This window comes from Halogeometricum sp. CBA1124 (assembly GCF_009741955.1).
GTDB classification, from domain to species: domain Archaea; phylum Halobacteriota; class Halobacteria; order Halobacteriales; family Haloferacaceae; genus Halogeometricum; species Halogeometricum rufum.
Genome location: NZ_WPCD01000012.1, coordinates 25,432 through 45,605, shown reverse-complemented (window position 1 = coordinate 45,605; position 20,174 = coordinate 25,432). Strand labels below are relative to the sequence as shown.

Annotated in this window: 16 protein-coding genes and 6 pseudogenes; 13 read left to right on the top strand and 9 right to left on the bottom strand. The window is 68.8% G+C overall.

Annotated features, from left to right (window positions below; all coding sequences use genetic code 11):
• Positions 1-1,522: DNA primase DnaG (gene dnaG / locus GJ632_RS03380; protein ID WP_191452077.1), on the bottom strand; the 1,522-nt coding region annotated here is incomplete at its 3' end.
• A 339-nt stretch (positions 1,523-1,861) separates the two neighbouring features.
• On the opposite strand from dnaG, the gene GJ632_RS03375 reads away from it, so the two are divergent.
• The 3 genes and pseudogenes from GJ632_RS03375 (at position 1,862) to GJ632_RS25750 (ending at position 5,110) form a co-directional block, all read left to right on the top strand.
• Positions 1,862-2,080 (top strand): DUF3311 domain-containing protein, encoded by a 219-nt coding sequence (locus GJ632_RS03375; protein ID WP_089808542.1) that lies wholly within the window; start codon positions 1,862-1,864, stop codon positions 2,078-2,080.
• Positions 2,081-2,083: 3 nt separating this feature from the next.
• Positions 2,084-3,585 (top strand): annotated as a pseudogene (locus GJ632_RS03370) (sodium:solute symporter).
• A 145-nt stretch (positions 3,586-3,730) separates the two neighbouring features.
• The gene (locus GJ632_RS25750) at positions 3,731-5,110 is read left to right on the top strand and encodes an isochorismatase family protein (protein ID WP_394351778.1); all 1,380 of its coding nucleotides are present in this window, start codon (positions 3,731-3,733) and stop codon (positions 5,108-5,110) included.
• Positions 5,111-5,123: 13 nt separating this feature from the next.
• Here the strand turns inward: GJ632_RS25750 and GJ632_RS03355 are convergent, their stop codons facing one another.
• Positions 5,124-5,339 carry an ester cyclase gene (locus GJ632_RS03355; RefSeq protein WP_343160999.1) on the bottom strand — a complete coding sequence of 72 codons (216 nt, stop codon included), beginning with the start codon at positions 5,337-5,339 and terminating at the stop codon, positions 5,124-5,126.
• Between the two features lie 182 nt (positions 5,340-5,521).
• Between GJ632_RS03355 and GJ632_RS03350 the strand changes: the two genes are divergently transcribed.
• The 4 genes and pseudogenes from GJ632_RS03350 (at position 5,522) to GJ632_RS03335 (ending at position 8,131) form a co-directional block, all read left to right on the top strand.
• Positions 5,522-5,905, top strand: a complete 384-nt coding sequence (locus GJ632_RS03350; RefSeq protein ID WP_191452075.1) for a hypothetical protein — start codon at positions 5,522-5,524, stop codon at positions 5,903-5,905.
• 49 nt (positions 5,906-5,954) lie between these two features.
• The gene (locus GJ632_RS03345) at positions 5,955-6,275 is read left to right on the top strand and encodes a hypothetical protein (RefSeq protein ID WP_191452074.1); all 321 of its coding nucleotides are present in this window, start codon (positions 5,955-5,957) and stop codon (positions 6,273-6,275) included.
• A 77-nt stretch (positions 6,276-6,352) separates the two neighbouring features.
• Positions 6,353-7,278 (top strand): annotated as a pseudogene (locus GJ632_RS03340) (DUF6293 family protein).
• 184 nt (positions 7,279-7,462) lie between these two features.
• Positions 7,463-8,131, top strand: coding sequence for a DUF1405 domain-containing protein (locus GJ632_RS03335; RefSeq protein WP_191452073.1), 669 nt, complete (start codon positions 7,463-7,465; stop codon positions 8,129-8,131).
• Between the two features lie 82 nt (positions 8,132-8,213).
• Here GJ632_RS03335 and GJ632_RS03330 read toward each other — a convergent pair whose 3' ends face one another.
• Positions 8,214-9,269, bottom strand: coding sequence for a hypothetical protein (locus tag GJ632_RS03330; protein WP_191452072.1), 1,056 nt, complete (start codon positions 9,267-9,269; stop codon positions 8,214-8,216).
• A gap of 98 nt (positions 9,270-9,367) precedes the next feature.
• A pseudogene (locus tag GJ632_RS03325) lies at positions 9,368-10,119 on the bottom strand (DUF1405 domain-containing protein).
• A 198-nt stretch (positions 10,120-10,317) separates the two neighbouring features.
• Here GJ632_RS03325 and GJ632_RS03320 point away from each other — a divergent pair.
• Positions 10,318-10,704, top strand: a complete 387-nt coding sequence (locus GJ632_RS03320) for an ACT domain-containing protein (protein WP_191452071.1) — start codon at positions 10,318-10,320, stop codon at positions 10,702-10,704.
• A 53-nt stretch (positions 10,705-10,757) separates the two neighbouring features.
• Positions 10,758-11,665, top strand: a pseudogene (pdxS, locus tag GJ632_RS03315) (pyridoxal 5'-phosphate synthase lyase subunit PdxS).
• A gap of 187 nt (positions 11,666-11,852) precedes the next feature.
• Here the strand turns inward: pdxS and GJ632_RS03310 are convergent.
• From GJ632_RS03310 to GJ632_RS03295, 4 genes and pseudogenes are all read right to left on the bottom strand, one after another.
• Positions 11,853-12,337 (bottom strand): annotated as a pseudogene (locus tag GJ632_RS03310) (universal stress protein).
• 126 nt (positions 12,338-12,463) lie between these two features.
• Positions 12,464-13,338, bottom strand: a pseudogene (locus GJ632_RS03305) (homoserine kinase).
• Positions 13,339-13,404: 66 nt separating this feature from the next.
• Entirely contained in the window at positions 13,405-14,196 is a 792-nt protein-coding gene (locus GJ632_RS03300) for a HAMP domain-containing sensor histidine kinase (protein ID WP_343160998.1), read from the bottom strand.
• Entirely contained in the window at positions 14,193-15,272 is a 1,080-nt protein-coding gene (locus tag GJ632_RS03295) for a histidine kinase N-terminal 7TM domain-containing protein (RefSeq protein WP_197427850.1), read from the bottom strand. Before GJ632_RS03295 ends, GJ632_RS03300 begins: the two co-directional genes overlap by 4 nt.
• Before the next feature lie 94 nt (positions 15,273-15,366).
• Between GJ632_RS03295 and GJ632_RS03290 the strand changes: the two genes are divergently transcribed.
• The 4 genes from GJ632_RS03290 to GJ632_RS03275 all read left to right on the top strand — a co-directional run bounded on the left by GJ632_RS03290 (position 15,367) and on the right by GJ632_RS03275 (position 19,360).
• The gene (locus tag GJ632_RS03290; RefSeq protein WP_191452069.1) at positions 15,367-16,719 is read left to right on the top strand and encodes an NAD(P)/FAD-dependent oxidoreductase; all 1,353 of its coding nucleotides are present in this window, start codon (positions 15,367-15,369) and stop codon (positions 16,717-16,719) included.
• A 147-nt stretch (positions 16,720-16,866) separates the two neighbouring features.
• Positions 16,867-17,496, top strand: coding sequence for a TetR/AcrR family transcriptional regulator (locus tag GJ632_RS03285; protein WP_089809243.1), 630 nt, complete (start codon positions 16,867-16,869; stop codon positions 17,494-17,496).
• Between the two features lie 32 nt (positions 17,497-17,528).
• On the top strand, positions 17,529-18,974 hold the full coding sequence (locus GJ632_RS03280) for an MATE family efflux transporter (RefSeq protein ID WP_191452082.1): 1,446 nt from the start codon (positions 17,529-17,531) through the stop codon (positions 18,972-18,974).
• 83 nt (positions 18,975-19,057) lie between these two features.
• A complete protein-coding gene (locus GJ632_RS03275; RefSeq protein WP_197427844.1) occupies positions 19,058-19,360 on the top strand; it encodes a HalOD1 output domain-containing protein in 303 nt (100 codons plus the stop codon).
• Positions 19,361-19,497: 137 nt separating this feature from the next.
• On the opposite strand, the gene GJ632_RS03270 is transcribed toward GJ632_RS03275, so the two are convergent.
• Positions 19,498-20,097: a DUF6149 family protein gene (locus GJ632_RS03270; protein ID WP_191452068.1), complete on the bottom strand. Its 600-nt coding sequence runs from the start codon at positions 20,095-20,097 to the stop codon at positions 19,498-19,500.
• Positions 20,098-20,174: the final 77 nt, after the last annotated feature.

Below are 20,174 nucleotides of genomic sequence, written 5' to 3'. Positions count from 1 at the left end.
CGTCGGCGAGACGCTGGTCGAACGTCCCGTCGAGGACGACGGTGTCCGGCGGCGTCTCCGCGTCGCGGATGGCGTCGAACGCCTCGGCGGCGTCGCGTTCGTCCGTCGTCGCGAAGTCGGCGTCAAGGAACCGGACGGCGCCCGTCCCGCCGCGGACGACCTCTCGGACGTGCTCACGGAGCGACTTCGGGGCCGGTCGGTCGGCCTCGGCGGCCGCCGCCGCGTCGGTCTCCCCGTCCGCGGCAGACGCCGCCTCTTCGACCGACTCCGCCTCCGCGGTCGGTTCCGCGCCGACCGTCCCCTCGTCCGCGTCGGTCGCCGCGTCCGTCGTCTCGTCGCCGCCGTCGTCCGTCTCGGTCGACGCCGACGGGGAGTCGGCCGTCTCGCTGACGACGCTCGCCACGCCGGCCCCGACGCCCGACGCGTCGGCAGAGTCGGCGCTGGCGTCGGTCTCGGTGCCGGTCGCCCCTCCCTCGTCCGTCGTCTGACGCTCCGGCGGCGCCGCGTCCGCGTCGGCGGACGCGTTCGTCGTCGCCGCGGCGTCGTCCAGTCGTTCGACGGTGACGCTCGGGTTTCGGTCGATGCGGTCCTCGTTCGCCCCCGTCTCGGAGGGTGGAGTCGCCGACTCAGTCGTCGGCGACTCCCGAGGAGGGTCCGACGGGTCACCGCCGGCGTCGGCGACGGTCCCGTCGGTGGCGGCCTCGCGGACGCTCCCCTCGGCCGGGAGCATCTCCAGTGCGACCTTGCTCCGCAGGGCGGACATGACCTCGTGACGCTGCAGGTCCTCGACGGACCGCCCGTCGGGCGCGAACGCCACGTAGTCCACGTCGCCCACCTGCACGAGTTCGCGCAGGATGAGTTCGCCGCCCCGGTCGCCGTCGAGGAACGCCGTGACCGTGCGGTCCTGCGTCAGGTCGGCGACGGGGTCCGGAACGTTCGTCCCCTCGACGGCGATGGCGTTCTTGATGCCGTAGCGGAGGAGCGTCAACACGTCCGCGCGCCCCTCGACGACGATGATGGCGTCGGAGTCGAGGACGCGCGGGCCCGCGGGCAGGCCCTCGTACTCGGTGATATCCTCGACGCGGACGCTCTCTTTGACCTCCTCGAGAATCTCCGAGGAGGTCATGACGCTGTCGTCGAACGAGGTCGACAGCAGTTCTTTCGCCCTGTCGACCACCTCGCGGCGTTTCGCCTCGCGCACGTCCTCGATGTCCGTGACGCGAACGTCGGACTGACACGGTCCGACGCGCGTGATGGTCTCCAGCGAGGCGGCGAGGATGGCCGTCTTCACCTTGTCCAGACTGCTGGCGATGGTGACGTTCCCGAACGACTGCCCGTTCTCGCTCTCTATCTGTACGTCGATGCGGCCGACTTTCGACGATTGTTGGAGGTCCCGCAGGTCCAAGTCGTCGCCGAGCAGACCTTCCGTCTGCCCGAAGATTGCGCCGACGACGTCCGAACGTTCGACGACGCCGTCCGCAGTAATCGCGGCGTGAATGAGATATTTTGCTGTATCGTCCATTGATGAAGCACCCCTCTCGGGTGGTGAGATGATGTCGGTGATAGTGTCACGAATCGGTCGGTGACGGCCTTATATAAGGACTGCTGGAGGCAAATAACTATCGTACTCGTAGTTGTTTCGACGTTCGTCGTCGTCGCGCCGGCGGTTACCCGGAGTCGCTCGAATACGTCTCGTCGTCACCCCGCCCGCGTCGCCGGGGACGCCCCCTCGCCCGCCCGTTCGACGCGTTGGTTGACCGCCGCCACCCAACTTCGACTACTGAAGAACAATATTCTTCGGAACCTCTCTCCGAATTAGAAACAACAATGTTTACTTGTTTCGGGGGACTAGAGACGCCAGATGACTCGACCGAGGACCGATTACCTGTGGATTGCGGTGTTCGCCGTACTGGTGACGTTCGCCATCCCGTGGTTCCTGTGGCGCGACGCGACGACGTGGGCGGGACTGCCGGTGTGGCTGTGGTGGCACGTCGGCTGGATGCTGCTGGCGTCGGTGGCGTTCTACCTGTTCACGCGCGGCGCGTGGGACAGAGGGATGGACGTCGACCGGGGGGTGTGACCGATGGCCACCTCCGACCTCCTGGTCCAACTGGGCGTCGTCGGCGTCTACCTCGTCGTCTCGCTCGCCGTCGGCGTCGTGGCCTACCGCCTGACGAGTCGGGACGCCGAGGACTACTATCTCGCCAGTCGGTCGCTCGGCACCGTCGTACTGCTGTTCACGACGTTCGCGACGCTGCTCTCGGCGTTCACGTTCTTCGGCGGTCCCAACCTCGCCTACTCGGCCGGCCCCGAGTGGATTCTCGTGATGGGGCTGATGGACGGCGTCCTGTTCGCCATCCTCTGGTACGCCGTCGGCTACCGCCAGTGGCTCATCGGCCGCAACCGAGGCTACGTCACCCTCGGGGAGATGCTCGGCGACCGCTTCGGGTCCAAGCGCCTCCGCGCCCTCGTCGCCGGCGTCAGCATCTTCTGGCTGTTCCCCTACGTGATGCTCCAGCAGATGGGCGCGGGCGAGGCCATCGTCGGCCTGACCGAGGGCATCGTTCCCTACTGGGCCGGCGCCGCCCTCATCACGGTGTTCATGATAATCTACGTCGTCCTCGCGGGCCTCCGCGGCGTCGCGTGGACGGACACGATTCAGGGGCTGTTCATGCTCTCTATCGTCTGGGTGGCCGTCGCGTGGGTCGTCACCTCGGCGGGCGGCCTCTCGACCATCTCCGCCTCGATGGCCGACAACACGCCCGAGTTCCTCGCGCTCGGCGGCGGCCTCTACTCGCCGGAGTGGATGATATCTACCGCCGTCACCATCGCCTTCGGCGTCATCATGTTCCCGCAGATAAACCAGCGGTTCTTCGTCGCGAAGGACGACCGGGTGCTGAAGCGGTCGTTCGCGCTCTGGCCCGTCCTCGTACTCCTCCTGTTCGTCCCCGCGTTCCTGCTCGGGTCGTGGGCCGCCGGACTGGGGGTGCAGGTGGCGGAGGGGTCGAACGTCGTCCCCGCACTCCTGAACGAGTACACGCCCGTCTGGTTCGCCGCCCTCGTCGTCGCGGGGGCGATGGCGGCCATGATGTCCTCCTCGGACTCGATGCTGCTCTCGGGGTCGTCGTACCTCACGCGCGACCTCTACCGGCCGTTCCTGAACCCGACCGCTTCCGACGAACGCGAGGGCTGGGTCGCTCGCCTCGGCGTCGCCGCCTTCGCCACGCTGTCGTTCGTCGCCAGCCTGTTCCGACCGGGGACGCTCATCGAGGTGGGCGACACCGCGTTCGGCGGCTTCGCGCAACTGGCGCTGCCCGTCATGGTGGCGCTCTACTGGCCGAAGACGACCCGGTCCGGCATGTTCGCGGGCGCGGCGGGGGGCAGGCGTTCTACCTCCTGCACGTCTTCCTCCCGGAGGTCACCGTCGGCGGGACGACGCTGTTCGGCGCGATGTACTTCGGCTGGGACTTCGCGCTGTGGGGGATGGCGCTCTCGCTCGCCCTCACCGTCGGCGTCTCCTACCTGACCCCCGCGGCCGCGGGCGAGGACGCCGGGACGTTCGCCGTCGGCAGCCGCGCCGACTGAGCGACCGCTCGTTCGATATTCCGACAGCCGCTCGGGCGAACGGACGCCGTCCGAGCGGTTTCGAGGCCCGATAACTGTCGATTCGAGCACCTACCGATTCTCTCACTTCCGAAGCGCTCATGCCGGTCCGGTCGAACGTGTTCGTATGAACGAACCGGGCGTGCAGGCGGTCGTCGACCAGGAGACGATGGCCGAACGGGTCGAGTCCGGAGCGATGCCCGACTGGGCCGTCCGACACTTCGAGACGTTCACCGACGCGGTTCTGGGCGAACGGAACGGCACGCCGTTCCCTTGCCACTTCGGCGCACAGTCCGTCCGCGACGGCGAACCGCTCTACACCGCGGTGCCGTCGACGACAGACAAGGACGCCCTCTTGGCCTTCCGCGACGCGCTCTTGGAGTATCTGGACGTCTACCGCGACCGACCGGGCAGGGCGTCGTTCGTGACGTTCTTCCGGCCGCCGGACCGCGAGTTCACCGAAGGCGACTACCACGAGACGCTGTGGCACCTCCTGCAGTTCCTCCACGTCCACGACCCGGAACCGTGGCCGGCGGACATCCCGACGGACCCCGACGACCCCCACTGGGAGTTCTGCTTCGGCGGCGAACCGATGTTCCCGACGTGTCGCGCGCCGTTCTACGAGGAGCGCAAGAGCCGGTACTGCCCGGTCGGACTGGAGATAACGTTCCAACCCCGGTCGCTGTTCGACGGCATCACCGCCGACACCGAGGCCGGTCAGCAGGCGCGCGAGACCATCCAGGCCCGCATGGAGGAGTACGACGGCGTCTGCCCGCACGCCGACCTGGGCGACTGGGGGGTCGAATCGGACCGCGAGTGGCCGCAGTACCTGTTCCGCGAGGACCCCGACGACTCGCCCGACGAGTGCCCCATCGTCGTCACGCGCGACCACCCGAGGCCGCCCCGCCCCGGACCGAACCCGCGCCGAGGACCGCCGATGACTGACGCCGCGTTCGACGCCGACCGAACAGCCCTCGTCCTCGTCGACCTGCAGACGGGGCTCGACGACCCGGCGTACGGCGACCGGAGCACCCCCGACGCCGAGTCCAACGCGGCCCGCCTCCTCGACGCGTGGCGGGAGCGTGACCTCCCGTTGACTCACGTCAGACACGACTCCACGGAACCGGACTCCCCCCTGCGAGGGGACAGTCCGGGGTTCGCGTGGAAGCCCGAGACCGAACCGCGCGACGGCGAGACGGTGTTCACGAAGCGGGTCAACTCGGGGTTCGTCGGAACCGAGTTGGAGTCGTGGCTCCGCGAGAACGGCTGCGAACGCGTCGTCCTCGTCGGCCTCACCACCGACCACTGCGTCTCGACGACGACGCGGATGGCCGAGAACCTCGGCTTCGAACCCACCGTCGTCTCCGACGCCACGGCGACGTTCGAACGCGAGGGACCGGACGGCGAGACGTACTCGGCCGAGACGATGCACCGGACGGCCCTGACCCACCTCTACGGTGAGTTCGCCGACGTGGCGACGACCGACGAGGTCCTCGCCGGCCTCTGAGCGTCCGCTCCGTTCACTCGGTGGCCCCGTCCGACAGGCCGAGTTGCCGCAGCATCCCGAGGACGTCGTAACTCGCCCACCGCTCGGCGATCTTCCCGTCCTCGACGCGGGCGATGACGATTCCTTCCGCTTCGAACGACTCGCCCGTCGGGTCGAACCCCCGGAACTCCCCCTCCAACGCCCCCCGCATCCGCGCGCGGAACGCTACTCTGTCCTCGCCGGCCACCACGTCCCGAACCTCCTACTCCAAGTCGGGGAACGCCTCGGGGTACCGCCGATTGTACGTCTTGAACGCCGTCACACCGCGCCGGTCGCCCGACGGGTCGTGAAGCCTGCATGCTCGTTGGCACCACGAGACACGACAGTCCGCGCAGACGGTGGCTTTACCCCGTCGTCGGCCGAGCGTCCGGTGTGAACCGCCGCGCCCTCCTCCTCGTCCCCGCCGCCGTCTTCCTCCCCGGGTCCGTCGCGTTCGCCGTCCTCAGCCCGCCGCACACCATCCTCACGGCCGTCCTCCTCGGCTGTTTCTTCGTCGCCGGGTGCGGGTTCGCCGTCGCCGGCCTCCGGGCGTCGGTGCCCGTCGGCGGCCGGGACGTGCCGTGGTACGCCTTCGCCGGCGTCGCCGACGTCGCCCTCGGCGTCGGGATAATCCTGAACGCGACGCGCATGCTCGGCGGTGGGGCGGAAGACGCGTTCCTCGCGGTCGTCACCGCCGTCTCTGGCCTGCCGTTGCTGTTCGTCGGCGTCGACTACCTCCGCGGCGGGCGGCACTTCGACCTGACCGCCTTCGAGTGACGCGAGCGAACGATTATCTTTTTTATTCACAGACCACGCGACACGTGGTATGGCCACACACGTCTCTCGCGAGGGCTGCGACGGCGCGACGCTCCCCGGCGTGGTCCCGTTCGAGGTGGACTGTCCGAGTCGGTTGAGCTGGGAACTCGGGTCGCGCGTCGTCGGCGACGACGACGCCACCCTCCGCGGCGAGTGGGAGCACACCGGGTCGTCGTGGACGCTCGCCCTGTACCGCGTGACGACGCACACCGACGTCGTCCGCCTCCGCACGCCGGTGGGACGAGAGCGGTTCTACGGCGCGGCGCGGATGGACCTCGACGCGGCGGTGCCGACGCTCGCTGACGCGCCGACGTGGCGGCGGCGGGCGTAGGCGGGACGGACCGCTCGGCGTCACCGCCCGACGAGCCGTCTCTGTCCATTTTTAATCTCCGACGGCAACTACCACGTATGCAGACGCACGTCGTCCCCGTCGGGTTCGATTACGACCGACTCATCGCGCCGCTCATCCGCGACCAGTTGGACGTCGACCACGTCATCTTACTGGAGGGGGCGGTGGGGTCGGAGGCGAACGTCGAGTACTCCCGGAACCTCTCGACCAAACTGGAGAAGGACTTCCGCAACCTCCTCGGCGCGGAGACCGAACGCGTCGTCGTCGAGGACGTGTACGACTACGACGCCGCCTTCGAACAGGCGTACCACCTCATCAACACCGAGTTGGACAAGGCCGACGACAGCGAGGTGTGGGTGAACGTCTCGGCGATGCCGCGGCCCGTCTCGTTCGCGTTCGCCACCGCCGCCCACTCGGTGATGGTCGAACGGCAGGAGGACAGAGAGCGAATCCACACCTACTACACGGCCCCCGAGAAGTACCTGGAGACCGAACTCGCAGAGGAGGTTCGGGCGGCTCGGGACCTGTTGGGCGACATGCTCGACGGCGACGACGTCGCCGACGAAGGGTCCGCGAGCGGTTCGAATCGGCGTCCGACCTGCTGGAGGAGTTCGACGAACGCGGGACGACCATCGGCGCCAAGCGCATCGGCGGCGGACACGTCGTCGAACTCCCCGTCGCCTCCTTCTCCAGCGTGAAGCCGTTCGAGGAGATAATCCTGTTCGAGTTGGGCGAGTACGGCGAGTTCGAGTCCGTCTCCGAGTTGGCCGAGACGCTCGCCCGCGACATGAACGAGGAGTACACCGACTCCTTCCGCTCGAAGGTCATCTACAACGTCGACAGGCTGGGTCCCGGCGGCAAGGGCTACATCGAACAGGAGGAACACGGCAAGTCCTACCGGACCCGCCTGTCGCGCATCGGCGAACTGTGGGTCCGGTCGCACGCCGGCGCCGACGCCGACGAACTCTCGCGCACGGGGAACTGAGCGGCCCGGCCGCACGAGGCGGCCCGCCCGCACGGGATGGGTCGGCCGTACGGAACGCGCTTCCCCGGCGAACCGCGTCGCCGAAACGACCGCCGAGAGCGAACGTTCGGTCCATCGACTCGCGAACGTCCCGGCGGCCGGAGCGAAACGCCCGAGTGACCGCCCTCGAAAGAGGGTACCCGCGATGGCTCGGATTCCCCCCGCAGACGACCTCCCGGCGTACCTCTCGCCGCTTCCCGACCCGGTCGAATCGATAGCCCTCCGTCTCGCGTGGGTGCTCGTCGCGGTCAACCTCGCGGGCACCGCGTTCGGGTTCTGGCACTACCGTTTTCAACTCGCGAACAGCCGGCCCGTCATCTGGCCCGCGGTGCCGGACAGCCCGCTGGTGACGCTGTTCATGGTCGCGAGTCTGGTGTCGTGGAAGGTCGGCCGGGACCGGAACTGGATTCACGCGCTGGCGTTCGTGGGGAACCTGAAGTACGGGTTCTGGGTGGTCGTGGTCCAAGTCGCCGTCAACGACGTGTTCGCGACCGGCGACCCCTACCAGTGGTTCCTCCTCGTCAGCCACCTCGGGATGGGGCTGCAGGCGTTCGTCGTCCACCGGTACGCCGAGTTCACCGTCCCGTCCGTCGCCGTCCCCGCGGTCTGGTTCAGCTTCAACGACGTCGTCGATTATTTCCTCCCTCTCGTCGGCGACTACCACCACACGTACTTCGGCCCCAGACTCGCCGGCGCCGGCGACCACGCCGTCCGCGCGCACGACGTCGCCGCCGCCGCGGCCGTCTGTCTGACGGTTCTCGGCACGTTTCTCGCACTCGCGATTCGCGTTCGACGGCTGGAGAACGAGACGTGAGACGCCGCGTCGAGGGGGCAGGATACGGTCGGCCGACAGAGACTCGCCGCCGTCGGCACGCGTCCGTCCCGACCCGCTCACCTCACTCCCACGCGAGTCCGACGGTGTTCGACGGCGCGTCGAGCGGACTCGTCGGCAGGTCCGTCCCCACGTCGGGGTCGTTGTACGCGCCCGGCGCGACGTCGTTCGGGCCGTCGGGGTAGAAGACGGCGGCGAGCAGTTGGACGTGGTCGCGCCCGACGTCGAGTTCGAACTGGCCGCCGCCGTACAGCGACACGTCGCGTTCCTCGGCGTACTCGATGGTCTCGAACAGCGACTCGACGGTGCCGAACCGCGACGGCTTGACGTTCAGCCACGACGGTTCGAAGGGGAGGTCTCGGACCGACTCGACGCCCGTTATCGGCGCGTCCCACGAGACGCGGTCCTCCTCGCCGTCGAACAAGGGCCGGGTCTCGTCGGTCAGCGCCGGGTCTTCGACGACCGCGTCGGGAAAGCCGGACAGAATCCGCTCGTACAGGGCGGGGTCCGGCTCCTGGTCCACCTCGGTCCCCTCGTAGTGGCCCTTCAGGTCGACGATGCGGACCGACTCGGTAGCGGCCAGCGAGTCGACCAGTTCGTCGGTCCAGTCGGCCGTCGGGTCGAGTTTGAACTCCGTGCCGGGGTAGGCGTCGAGGAGGCCGTCCACCCGGTCGGTCGTCGGCGGGTCGCCGAGGCGCGTGGAGACGACGAACCGAAGCGGACTGGGCGTTCGCCCCACCGCCTCAGAGAGCGACAGGTCGTTCTGCTTCAGCGCGAGGTCCAACCCCGCGGATTCGAGCGCCCACCGGCGGTAGTGTTCTGCCGACTCGCGTGCGGGGGCGGCCGTCGGAAACAGGTCGAGTTCGTCGAGGCGGTCCGAGAAGGCGTCGAACGACCCGTACTCGCCGCCGAGGTCGAACGCCGGTGCGCTCTCGAGGGCGTCGTGGTCGTCGGTGTCGTAGGAGACGTCCTCGCCGTGGCCGGCGACGCCGTCCCCGCGGAGGTGGAACGTCGTCGTCGCGCGACGGAATCCGCTGGAGGTGTCTCTGTCGCGTCGCGTCCGCGCCGTGTCGCCGATTCGCAACGGGAGGTCGGCGACGGCGTCGTAGAGGTCACTCATCGATGGACGTTGAACGTGCGGGGGTATCAGTGTACCACCCCGCTTTCTAGGGCCGCGGGCGACTTCCGAGACCCGACTGCCGTCCCCGACGCCGGGCGCTACGGCCGGAGCGACCCCGACTCCAACTTCTTCACGCGCGTCGCGAGCGACGTGAACGTCGCCACCAGCGTCAGGACGACGGCGCCCGCGGCGGCTATCTGGAGGACGGTGCTGCCGGCGAACGGGGCGGCGTCCGCGAGGGGGAGCGACGTGTGGTGGGGATCGCCGACGATGGGATAGAAGTAGTCCACCACGTCGTTGAAGCCGTACCAGACCACGGCGACGGCGACGGCGCGCACCGGGAAGTCCGAGATGCGGTGAATGACGAACGCCTCGACGACCATCGCGAGGTGGCTGAAGAACAGGAACAGGTACATCGGGAGCGGATTTATCTCCAGGAACGCCTCCGAGAACGTCGCGAGGACGAACGGCGTCCACAGGCCGAGCTTCCAGCAGCCGAAGAACGCCAGCGCGTTCACGTACTCGTTCGTCCGACCGAGTTCCAGAGGCCGAAGGCGGCGGCGATGAACAGCGTCGCGATGGGACTGTCGGGGACGAACGGCCACATGACGACCGGTTCGGCGGCGAACTGCCACGTTATCAACGGGTCGGACAGCGGAATCGGGTGAAAGCCGTAGTACCAGAAGCCGAACGCCGTCCCGAGGAGGTTTATCGCGACGACGACCCAGACGAGGTTGAGACCGACGTTCTCCAGCCACTCGGGGAGCGGCGAGAGCCACCACGGCAGTCGGTCCGCGGGCGGGAGTCCGTCGCCGTCCGCGAGGCGTCGGAGACCGGTGGACGGTGCCATGTGTGGGGGAAGTCCGACCGATACAAATCGGTGGCGGTTCCGTCGGGGGTGGGCACATCCCCCGAGTTTCGCACCGATGCGTCACCGCGCTTGCACCGGTGCGTCCCCGCGTCCGCGCCGCAGTCGCGCGGAACCGCCGCTCGGGGCGTTCACGTCCGGATTCGGTAGCGCTATCGTCGTCGCTCGCCGACGGGACGCATGGACCCCTCGTCCGTCCTCGAAGGCTGCCCCGTCGTCGTCGCGTCCGACACGTACGCCGTGGTCACCGCCGACGGCGACGTGCCCGGTGCGTTCGCGACGATAGACGACGGACGGGAGCGGACCCACGTCGTCCCCGAGGCGCGAGTGGACGAGCGAGCGGTCACCCGGACGAACCCCGGGTGGACGCTCCTGACGTTCGACGTCGTCCTCCCCTTCGGGTTGGTCGGGTTTCTCGCCGTGGTGGCGTCGGCGCTCGCCGAACGCGACGTGGCGGTGTTCGTCCTGTCGGCGTACTCCACGGACCACGTCCTCGTCGCCGAGGACGACGCGGAGTCGGCGCTCGCGGCGCTTTCGGACCTCGGCTGCGACGTCCGGCGCGACTGACGTTCGACCGCGCACTGGTTGGGCTTAAGTGGGTCCGACCGTAACCTCAGGACATGCCCGAGGAGACTGATCTAGAGGAACTCCGTCGCGGGACGGAACTCGTCAAGCGCGGCTTCGCGCAGATGCAGAAGGGCGGCGTCATCATGGACGTCGTCGACGCCGAGCAGGCGCGAATCGCCGAGGAGGCCGGCGCAGTCGCGGTGATGGCGCTCGAAGCCGTCCCGGCGGACATCCGCAAGCGCGGCGGCGTGGCCCGGATGGCCGACCCCGCCGACGTGTCGGAGATTATCGACTCCGTCTCCATCCCGGTGATGGGCAAGTCCCGCATCGGACACACGAAGGAGGCGCAGATTCTGGAGGCCATCGGCGTGGACATGGTCGACGAGAGCGAGGTGCTGACGCCCGCCGACGACCGCTACCACATCGACAAGCGCGACTTCACCGCGCCGTTCGTCTGCGGCGCCCGCAACCTGCAGGAGGCGCTCCGCCGCATCGACGAGGGCGCGGCGATGATTCGCACGAAGGGCGAGGCCGGCACGGGCGACGTGAACCAGGCCGTCCACCACCAGCGCAACATCAAGGGCGCAATCCGCGAAATCGAAGGGAAGACGTTCGAGGAGCGCGAGAAGTGGGCCCGCGAACACGAAGCGCCGGCCGAACTCGTCCACGAGACGGCCGAGATGGGCCGCCTGCCCGTCGTCAACTTCGCCGCCGGCGGCATCGCCACGCCCGCCGACGCCGCCCTGATGATGCACCACGGCTGCGACGGCATCTTCGTCGGCTCCGGCATCTTCGGCGCGAGAACCCCGAGGAGATGGGCGAGGCCGTCGTCGAGGCGGTCAACAACTGGGACGACCCCGAGCGACTCGCCGAAATCTCCTCGAACCTCGGCGCGGGGATGAAGGGCGAGGCGAACGCCACGCTGCCCGACGAGGAGAAACTGCAGGGCCGCGGCGTCTGAGTCGCTTCCGGACGCTCGTTCTCTCGCCGTCGTTCGACTCGCTCCCGTTTAACTCGCTACTGTTAGACTCGTTCTCGTTCGATTCACTGCCGTTAGACTCGCTCTCGTTCGATTCACTGCCGTTCGAAGACGCTGCGCGTCGCGACGGTCGGTCGTCGAAAAACCACCGTCTGGCGGTCGTCGACGACTACGCGACGGCGTCGGTGCCGGGCGTCTCGTCCACGTCTTCCCCCATCAGGAGCGTCACGGGACCGTCGAACTCTAAGAGGACGGTCTGCGCCACGTCGCCGAACAGGGCCTTCCCGGCGGGCGACCGGCGACGACTGCCGAGGAAGACGTGCTCCGCGTCCTCGGAGTCGGCCACGTCGAGGATGGCGTCGGCCTCGCGGCCGATGGTGCCGACGGCGTGGTAGGAGACGTCGAGTCCCGCCAACGCGTCCTCGGCGACGGTTGTCGCTCGCGTTCGGCCGACTCCTCGGCCTGTTCGAGGGTGTAGACGGCGTCCGAGGAGCCGATTTCGGCGACCGCTCGGCGTTTCTCCTCGAACTCCTCCTCCGGAACGACGGTGAGGAGGACGAGTTCGGTGTCTGTGCCTTCGGCGTACGCTCCCGCTTCGCGGAGGAGGCGACGCCCGCGGTTCCCGGGCGTGACGACGACGAGTGCTCGTTTCATACAGCCGAAACTACGCCGGTCGGCGTGAAATATCTGCTCGAAGACGTGTTGTCTCGAACCACGCTAGCGGCAGCCACGGAGGCTGAATCGGCCGACCGGCCGTGTGCATCCGCGGTCGTCCGGGGCTCAGAACAGGGTCGCGCCGTCGCTGACGCGCGTCTGGTACGCGCGCGCCTCCACGCCGGCGTCCTCGAAGCCGTCTATCATCGCGGCGGCGACGCGGCGTCGGTCGTCGGGGTAGCAGGCGGCGAGGACGGACGGGCCGGCGCCGGAGACGGTGACGCCCGTCGCGCCGCGTCGAGTGCCGCCGACCGGACGCCCCCGTAGCCGGTGATGAGTTCCGACCGGGCGGGCGTGACGAGTCGTTCGTCCATCCCGCGGCCGACGAGTTCGGGGTCCGACCGGCACATCCCGACGGTGAGCGTCGCCGCCGATCCGACGGTGTGGACGACGTCCTCCATGTCGGCGTGCGAGGGGACGACTCTGCGGGCGTCGCGCGTCGAGACGGCTATCTCCGGCAGGCAGGCGACCAGCGCGATGTCCGCCTCCACGGTGGTCACCTCGTCCTCGCGGGCGACGGTGAAGCCGCCGAGGAGGGCGGGCGCGACGTTGTCGACGTGCGCCTCGCCGGAGACGACGGCCTCGCCCTCGGCGGCGACGGGCACCAACTCCGTCCGCGAGAGGCCGCGACCGTACAGGGCGTTCAGCGCGAGGGCGGCGCCGGCGGCACTCGCCGCCGAGGACCCGAGCCCCGACGACGGTCTGACGCCCTTGTCTATCTCGATGTGCGCCGGGGCGTCCAGCGCCTCCGCGACGGCGCCGACGACGTTCTTCTCCGGGTCTTCGGGGATGTACTGACTGCCGACGCCCGTCACGTCGATGGTCGTTCGCGAGGCGCGTTCGACTCGAATCACGTCCGCTGGTCGGTCGAGGGCGACGCCGAAGACGTCGAAGCCGCTCCCGAGGTTCGCACTCGTCGCGGGTGCCCTAACCGTTCGCATGGCGTTTTTTTCCCCAACTGCGAATAAAAAGGTAGCGAAGCGGAGAACTCGCCGTTCTGCCGTTCGTCACTCGCTCACGGGCGCGAACTCGAAGCGTGCGCCGCCCGCGGCGGACTCCGCGACCCTCGACTCCCAGCCGTGTGCGCTGGCTATCTCGTCGACGATGGCCAACCCCAGTCCCGTCCCCTCGTCGGTGCTGAAACCCCGCTCGAAGACGCGTTTGCGGTCCGACCCCGGGATTCCGGGTCCGTCGTCCTGAACGTAGAACCCGCCGTCGGGGAGCGCCCCGACTTCGACGGTGAGGCCGTCGGACGCCGTCGCCTCGCTCGCGGACCCGTGCTCGACGGCGTCGTCGGCCGCTGGCCGACTGCTCGCGGAGCCGTGCTCCACGCTGTCTCCGGGAGCGGAGCGACCGGAGGCACGTCGAGAGCCGTGCTCGACGGAGTTCCGAAAGAGGTTCTCGAACAGGTGTCGAAGCCGGTCCGGGTCGGCCTCGAACGTCGCCTCGTCCGAGACGACCAGCGTCGGCGTCCCGTCGTCGCTCTCGGCGTCGCCGCCGACGTCGACGGACTGCCACGCCGACTCGGCCGCGGCGGACAGCACCACCGTCTCCGTCTCGCCCAGCACGTCGCCCTCGCGGGCGAGGACGAGGAGGTCGCTGACGATTCGTTCGATGCGGTCGTGCGCCTCGTCGATTCGTTCGAAGTGGTCGTCGTCGCCCGTCTCTCGGGCCAACTCGGCGTAGCCGCGGGCGACGCTGAGCGGGTTCCGCAGGTCGTGACTCACCACCGAGGCGAACTTGTCGAGTCGCTCGTTCTGCGCCTGCAGACGCATCTCCCGGCGGCGCCGGTCGGTCACGTCGCGGACGACGACGACGGACCCCGTCCGCCGGCCGCGCTCCCGGAGCGGCGAGCGCCGTATCTCGACGTGCCGGACGCCGTCGCGACCCGTTCGAGGCTCCGGGTGGTGACCGTCCCGCCGTCGGCTGTCCCCCCGCCGTCGGTCGCCGTTTCGTCACCGTCCGACGGCCACGCCGCGGTGGCGACGGTCGGATGCAGCACGTCCCGGCCGTCCGCGCCGTACGTCGCCACCGGGTCCCGAGACATGTACGCCTCCGCGGCGGGGTTGTACGCGAGGACGCGTCCCGCCTCGTCGAGGACGATGGCCGCCTCGTCGAGCTGTTCGACGACCGCTCGCCAACCGACGGGGACGACGGTGAACAGCCCGTGCCGGACGACGCTCCACGCGACTGTGCCGGCGGCCGCCGCGAACGCGACTGCCGGGAGGTTCACCTGCGGGAACGGGTTCCACGGGGCGGCGTATATCGCGCCGCCGACGGCCGGGAGTGCGGCCCCGACGAGCAGCGTCACCTCCTGCGTCTGCCGGGTGCCGCTCGTCTCGCGTGCGACGGCGACGAGACGGGCCATGCCGACGAAGATGAGCCCGTAGGCGTACAGGAAGAACGCGTAGAACGCCGGCCCGTGTTCGTTGACGAGCGAGACGAACCCCATCGCGTCGTTCAGGTAGACCCGCTGCCAGACCAGCGAGTGCCACCCGTTCGTGAGCACCAACGCGAGCGTCACGGCCGGGACGGCCCAGAGGACGAGCCGTCTGCGCCGGGAGATGGCCTCCGCGCCGCCGACGTGGATGCGGACGTACTCGTACCAGAGCACCGGCAGCGTCGCGCTCCCGAAGTACGCGACGCGGTTCAGAAGCACCTTGGTCGCGTAATCCGTGCGGAGCAGTTCGAGTCCGTACGCGCCCATCCAGACGGCCGCCGCGCCGAGGAGGAGGGCGGCGACGTTCGCCTCCGGCAACCGCTCTCGGACGTCGTGCCGCCCGGCGAGGTACAGCGAGAGTCCGAACAGGACCGCTGCGGCGACCAACAACGGTGGTGCGTACGCGACGAACTGCCAACTTACTGACCCGTCCATCCCCGTATATGTATCTCTCTCCGCTCGTGTGCGATAAATCCTCCTTCTGCGAACGAGCGAAACGGATTTTCCACGGGCCCGCTTAGCCCGACCCATGATAGGCGTCGTCGGTGGCGGAATCGCGGGACTCGCTGCGGCGTATCGGTTGCGACAACACGGCTACGACGTGCAGGTGTTCGAAGCCACGGACGACGTGGGCGGTCTGGCCGCCGTCTACGAGACGGCCGGCGACGACATCGAGAAGTTCTACCACCACCTCTCGAAGTCCGAGGAGACCATCGTCGAACTCGCTCAGGAACTGGGCCTCGGCGACCGACTGGAGTGGCGCGTCGGCAAGAACGCCTACTACGTGGACGGCACCGTCCACCCCCTCGACACCGCGTGGCAGATAGCCGCCTACCCGCACATGAGCCTCTACGACAAGTTCCGCCTCGGGATGCTCACGCAGGGCATCGACGTGCGCGGCGGCCGCCCCGACTTCGACGCCTACGACGACCTGAGCGAGTACGAACACGTCCCCATCCGCGACTTCGTGGTCGAACACACGACGCAGAGCGTCTACGACAACTTCGTCGACCCGCTCTTGGACGGGAAGTTCGGCGACCGAAAGGAGGACGTCTCGGCCGCGTGGTTCCTCGGGCGCGTCCGCTTCCGTGGGGAACGGGACCTCCTGCGCGGCGAGATTCTCGGCTACTTCGACGGCGGGTTCCGGCCCCTCTTGGACGCCCTCGTGGACGCCGTCGGCCGCGAGAACATCACGACGGACGCGCGCGTGACGGAGTTGGCGACCGACGGCGAGTCGGTCGATTCGCTCACCGTGGAGACGGCGGACGGAACCGCGACGCACGAGGTGGACGACGTCGTCGTCGCGGCGATGCCGAACGTCCTCGAGGACCTGACCGGCCACGAGTGCGACATCGAGTTCCAGGGCGCCGTCTGCGGTCTCGCCACGATGTCGGAGTCGCTGATGGACACCTACTGGCTCAACGTCGCCCACGACGCCCCGTTCGGGTCGCTCATCGAGCACACGAACTTCGTCCCCCGGGAACGCTACGGGGGCGACCACCTCCTGTACGTCGCCAGTTACGTCCAGGGCCCCCACGAGGACCTCTGGCAGATGGACGACGACGAGGTGGCGGACGTGTGGTTCGACGAGATAGCGCGGATGTTCCCCGACTTCGACCACGCGGCGGTCGAGGAGTTCCGCGTCGCGCGCAACCCCCGCGCGGGCCCCATCTACGAACGCGGCTACCTCGACCTGGTGGTGCCGTACGACCTCGGCGACGACGTGGCCGACGGCGTCTACTACGCGGGGATGGCCTCCGCGGCGCAGTACCCCGAACGGTCGCTGAACGGCGGCATCGTCGCGGGATACGAGTGCGCGGACCGCATCGCCGAGAAGCGACGGCGCGAACCGGCGGTCGAGTCCGCCGTCGCGGACGACTGAGACGGCCCCCGTCTCTCACGAACGTTCGTTCTCGTTAGCCGACAGGTGCCTACGAACCGAAACCCTTTCTACCGCGACTGACTGACTAGTCAGTTAGTGACCGAACGGACGGACGCGTCGGCACCCCCCGACGTGCACGAGACGGTGATGGAGGCGACCTATCGGGCGCTCTGCGCACGCGGATTCGCCCGACTGACGATGCAGAACATCGCGGACGAGGCGGACGTGAGTTCCTCTCTCCTCCACTACCACTACGACACGAAGCGCGACCTGCTGGTGGCGTTCCTCCGATACCTCCTCGAACGGTTCGAGGAGAAGTTCGAGGACACCGAGGACGAGGACCCCGAAGAGCGACTTCGCGGCCTCGTGGCCCGGATGCTTCCCGAGGACGAGTCGGTCGAGAGCGACGTGGGCGACGGCGGGACCGACGCGGCGGACGACGGCGGGACCGAGGACGCGGAGTACGACCGATTCGGCCTCGCTATCCTCGAAGTCCGGATGCAGGCGCCGTACGAGGACGCCTATCGCGAGCAGTTGCGGACGAACATGGGCGTCATCCGGGCCCGCATCGCGGACGTCATCCGCGACGGCGTCGAGACGGGAGCGTTCCGCGACGTGGACGCCGACCGGACGGCCCGACTCCTCGTCGACGCACTCGACGGCGCGCGGAGCGAACGCGTGACGCTGGGCGACGACGACGCCCCCGGGGAGGTGGCGGCCGCACTCGACGAGTTCGTCCTCTCTTCGCTGGTCGCGGACGGAGGTGACGGGCGGTGAGTTCGCGCGACGTGACCCTCACCGAAGGGGGCATGCTGAAACCGCTCCTCGTCCTCTCGCTCCCCATCGTCCTCTCGCAGTTGATGCAGGTGGGCTACAACCTCGCGGACACGTTCTGGGTCGGCCGCGTCGGCGAGAACGCCGTCTCGGCGCTCTCGTTCTCGTGGCCCATCGTCTTCCTGATGATATCCATCGGCGGCGGGTTCACCGTCGCCGGCACCGTGTTGGTCGCCCAGAACAAGGGCGCGGGCAACGACGACCGGGTGGACCACGTCGCGGGGCAGACCATCGCCTTCGTCACCCTGCTCTCCGTCGTCTTCTCCGCCGTGGGCTACCTCGTCGCGCCGGTGCTCCTGCCCCTCATCGGCACGACGCCCGGCACCGAGGTCCACGCGCTGTCGGTGTCGTACACGCGGACCATCTTCCTCGGCGTCTACTTCATGTTCGGCTTCTTCATCTTTCAGGCGCTTCTACGCGGGTGGGGCGACACGCGCACGCCGATGTACCTGATGGCGTTCGGCGTCGTGCTGAACGTCGTCATCGACCCGTTCCTCATCCTCGGGTTCCAGGGCAACCCCCTGTTCGGCGTGCTCGGACTGGCCGACCTCCAGTCGACGCTGTACGGCCTGACCGGGTTCGCCGGCATGGGCGTGCAGGGCGCCGCCGTCGCGACGGTGTTCTCCCGCGGCGTCGGCGCTCTCGTCGGGTTCGGTCTGCTCTTCTCCGGACGGGTGGGCATCCACCTCTCGACGGAGGACCTCCTCCTGAAGGTCGAGACGGTGCGGAAGATAGTGCGCATCGGCGCTCCGACGAGCATCGAGCAGTCCACGCGCGCCCTCGGCGTGACGGCCCTGACGGCACTCGTCGCCTACGCGGGCGCGACGGCGGCCGGCGTCGACACCTCCGCGGCCGTCGCCGCGTTCGGTATCGGCAACCGACTCAACTCGCTGGTGTTCCTGCCGGCCATCGGCCTCCAACAGGGCGTCGAAACCGCCGTCGGGCAGAACCTCGGCGCGGGCAAAGCCGACCGCGCGAAGCGCGCGGTGTTCCTCGGCGTCGGCCTCATCGCGGGCGCTCTCGCCGTCGTCAGCGTCGTGGGCACCCTCTTCGCCGAGCCCATCGTCGCGGTATTCATCCCGGGCGAACCAGACGTCGTCGCCATCGGCGTGGACTACCTCCGCATCATCGCGCCCGCGTTCGCCTTCCTCGGCGTCTTCCGGGTCGTCTCGGGCGGGTTCCGCGGGAGCGGTTCGACCCGGACCGCCATGGCGTTCTCCTTGCTCTCGCTGTGGGTGCTCCGCATCCCGCCCGCCTACGCCCTCGTCGAGTGGACGGGCCTCGGCGTGACCGGCATCTGGTACGCCATCGCGTTCTCGAACGTCGCCAGCGCCGTCGTCGCCGGCCTCTGGTTCCTCCGGGGGACGTGGACCGAGGGCGTGGTGGACACGACGCGTGCGGCGCCGGCGGCGGACGACTGAGGCGGGACCGCGCCCGCCCCGGATTCGCTCGGCGTCGCGGGTCAGACTTCTCCGAAATCGAGAATCGTACGCGCTATTGACCGATGCTGAGTGCTACTAGTAAACTGGAGGTGACACAACTGGAGAACCAACGGACGAATCGGTCGTCGGAGCCAGTCGGCGTCCGCGTCGTGAACGAAGTCGCGCGCCGGACGAATCGGGACCCGCGAAATCTCCCGGTCCTCGGCGAGTGCGTCGACCCGGACGCGCTGGACGCACTGGTGTCGTCGGGGCCGCCCGCGCTGTCCGTCCAGTTCCGGTACGCGGGACTGCGAGTGGTCGTCGGCGGCGACGGCCGGATAGAGATGGCCGCGCCGCCCGCGAGCGACGGGACGCTCTCGGAGTGACGGACGGACAGTCGGTGCGCCGGCGGCCGCTCCGCCGATTCACTCGATTCGCTCCGAGGACGTTCCGGCGACCCGGTCCGACCGGTCGCCGACGACGCCAGCGGTCGCGCCGCGACAAGAAAGGGCCGTTCGCGCGGTTACGCTTCGCTCTCGTCCACGTCGGCGTCTTGCACGCCGGGCGCGGCGTTCACGTCGACGTCTTCGGGTTCCTCCTGTCCGCCGACCACGACTTCGCCGGCCTCGTTCTCGACGTAGACGTCGTCCGCGAACCCGCCCACCGCGTGGGGGTGTTGGGGGTCGTCGAGTTTCTCGGGCGTCGACGGCGCCTCGGGCACCTCGCGGGTGCGGAAGTCGCCGAGGGGGTCGGCGATGTCGATGTCGTACCGCCGGAAGAACTCCTCGTAGCGTTCGTAGTGGTCCTCCAGTTCGTCGGCGGGGAACTCCATCATCTCCGTCCAGCCGTGGTTGTAGAAGTCGAAGTTCGCCTGGATATGCGTTATCTCGCGGGCCTCGGCCTCGGAGAAGCCGGATTCCAGCGCCGCCACGTACGTATCGAACGTGAGGTCGAAGAACACCTCCATGTGCGGTTCGCGTTCCTCGCGGTGGGCCGGGTCGGCCTTCTCGCCGAACACGCGGACGTGCAGGTCAACCAGTTTCTCCGTGGCGATGTCCCCGACGACCGGCATCGTCAGCGCCTTCTTGGCGGCGAAGTGCCGGATGTTCTGTCGGATTTTCATCTCACCGGACGTTAGGACTGGAGTGTCTTGAAGGGTGCGCGTCGCGGACACCGAATCGACGCCGTCACCCGACCGCT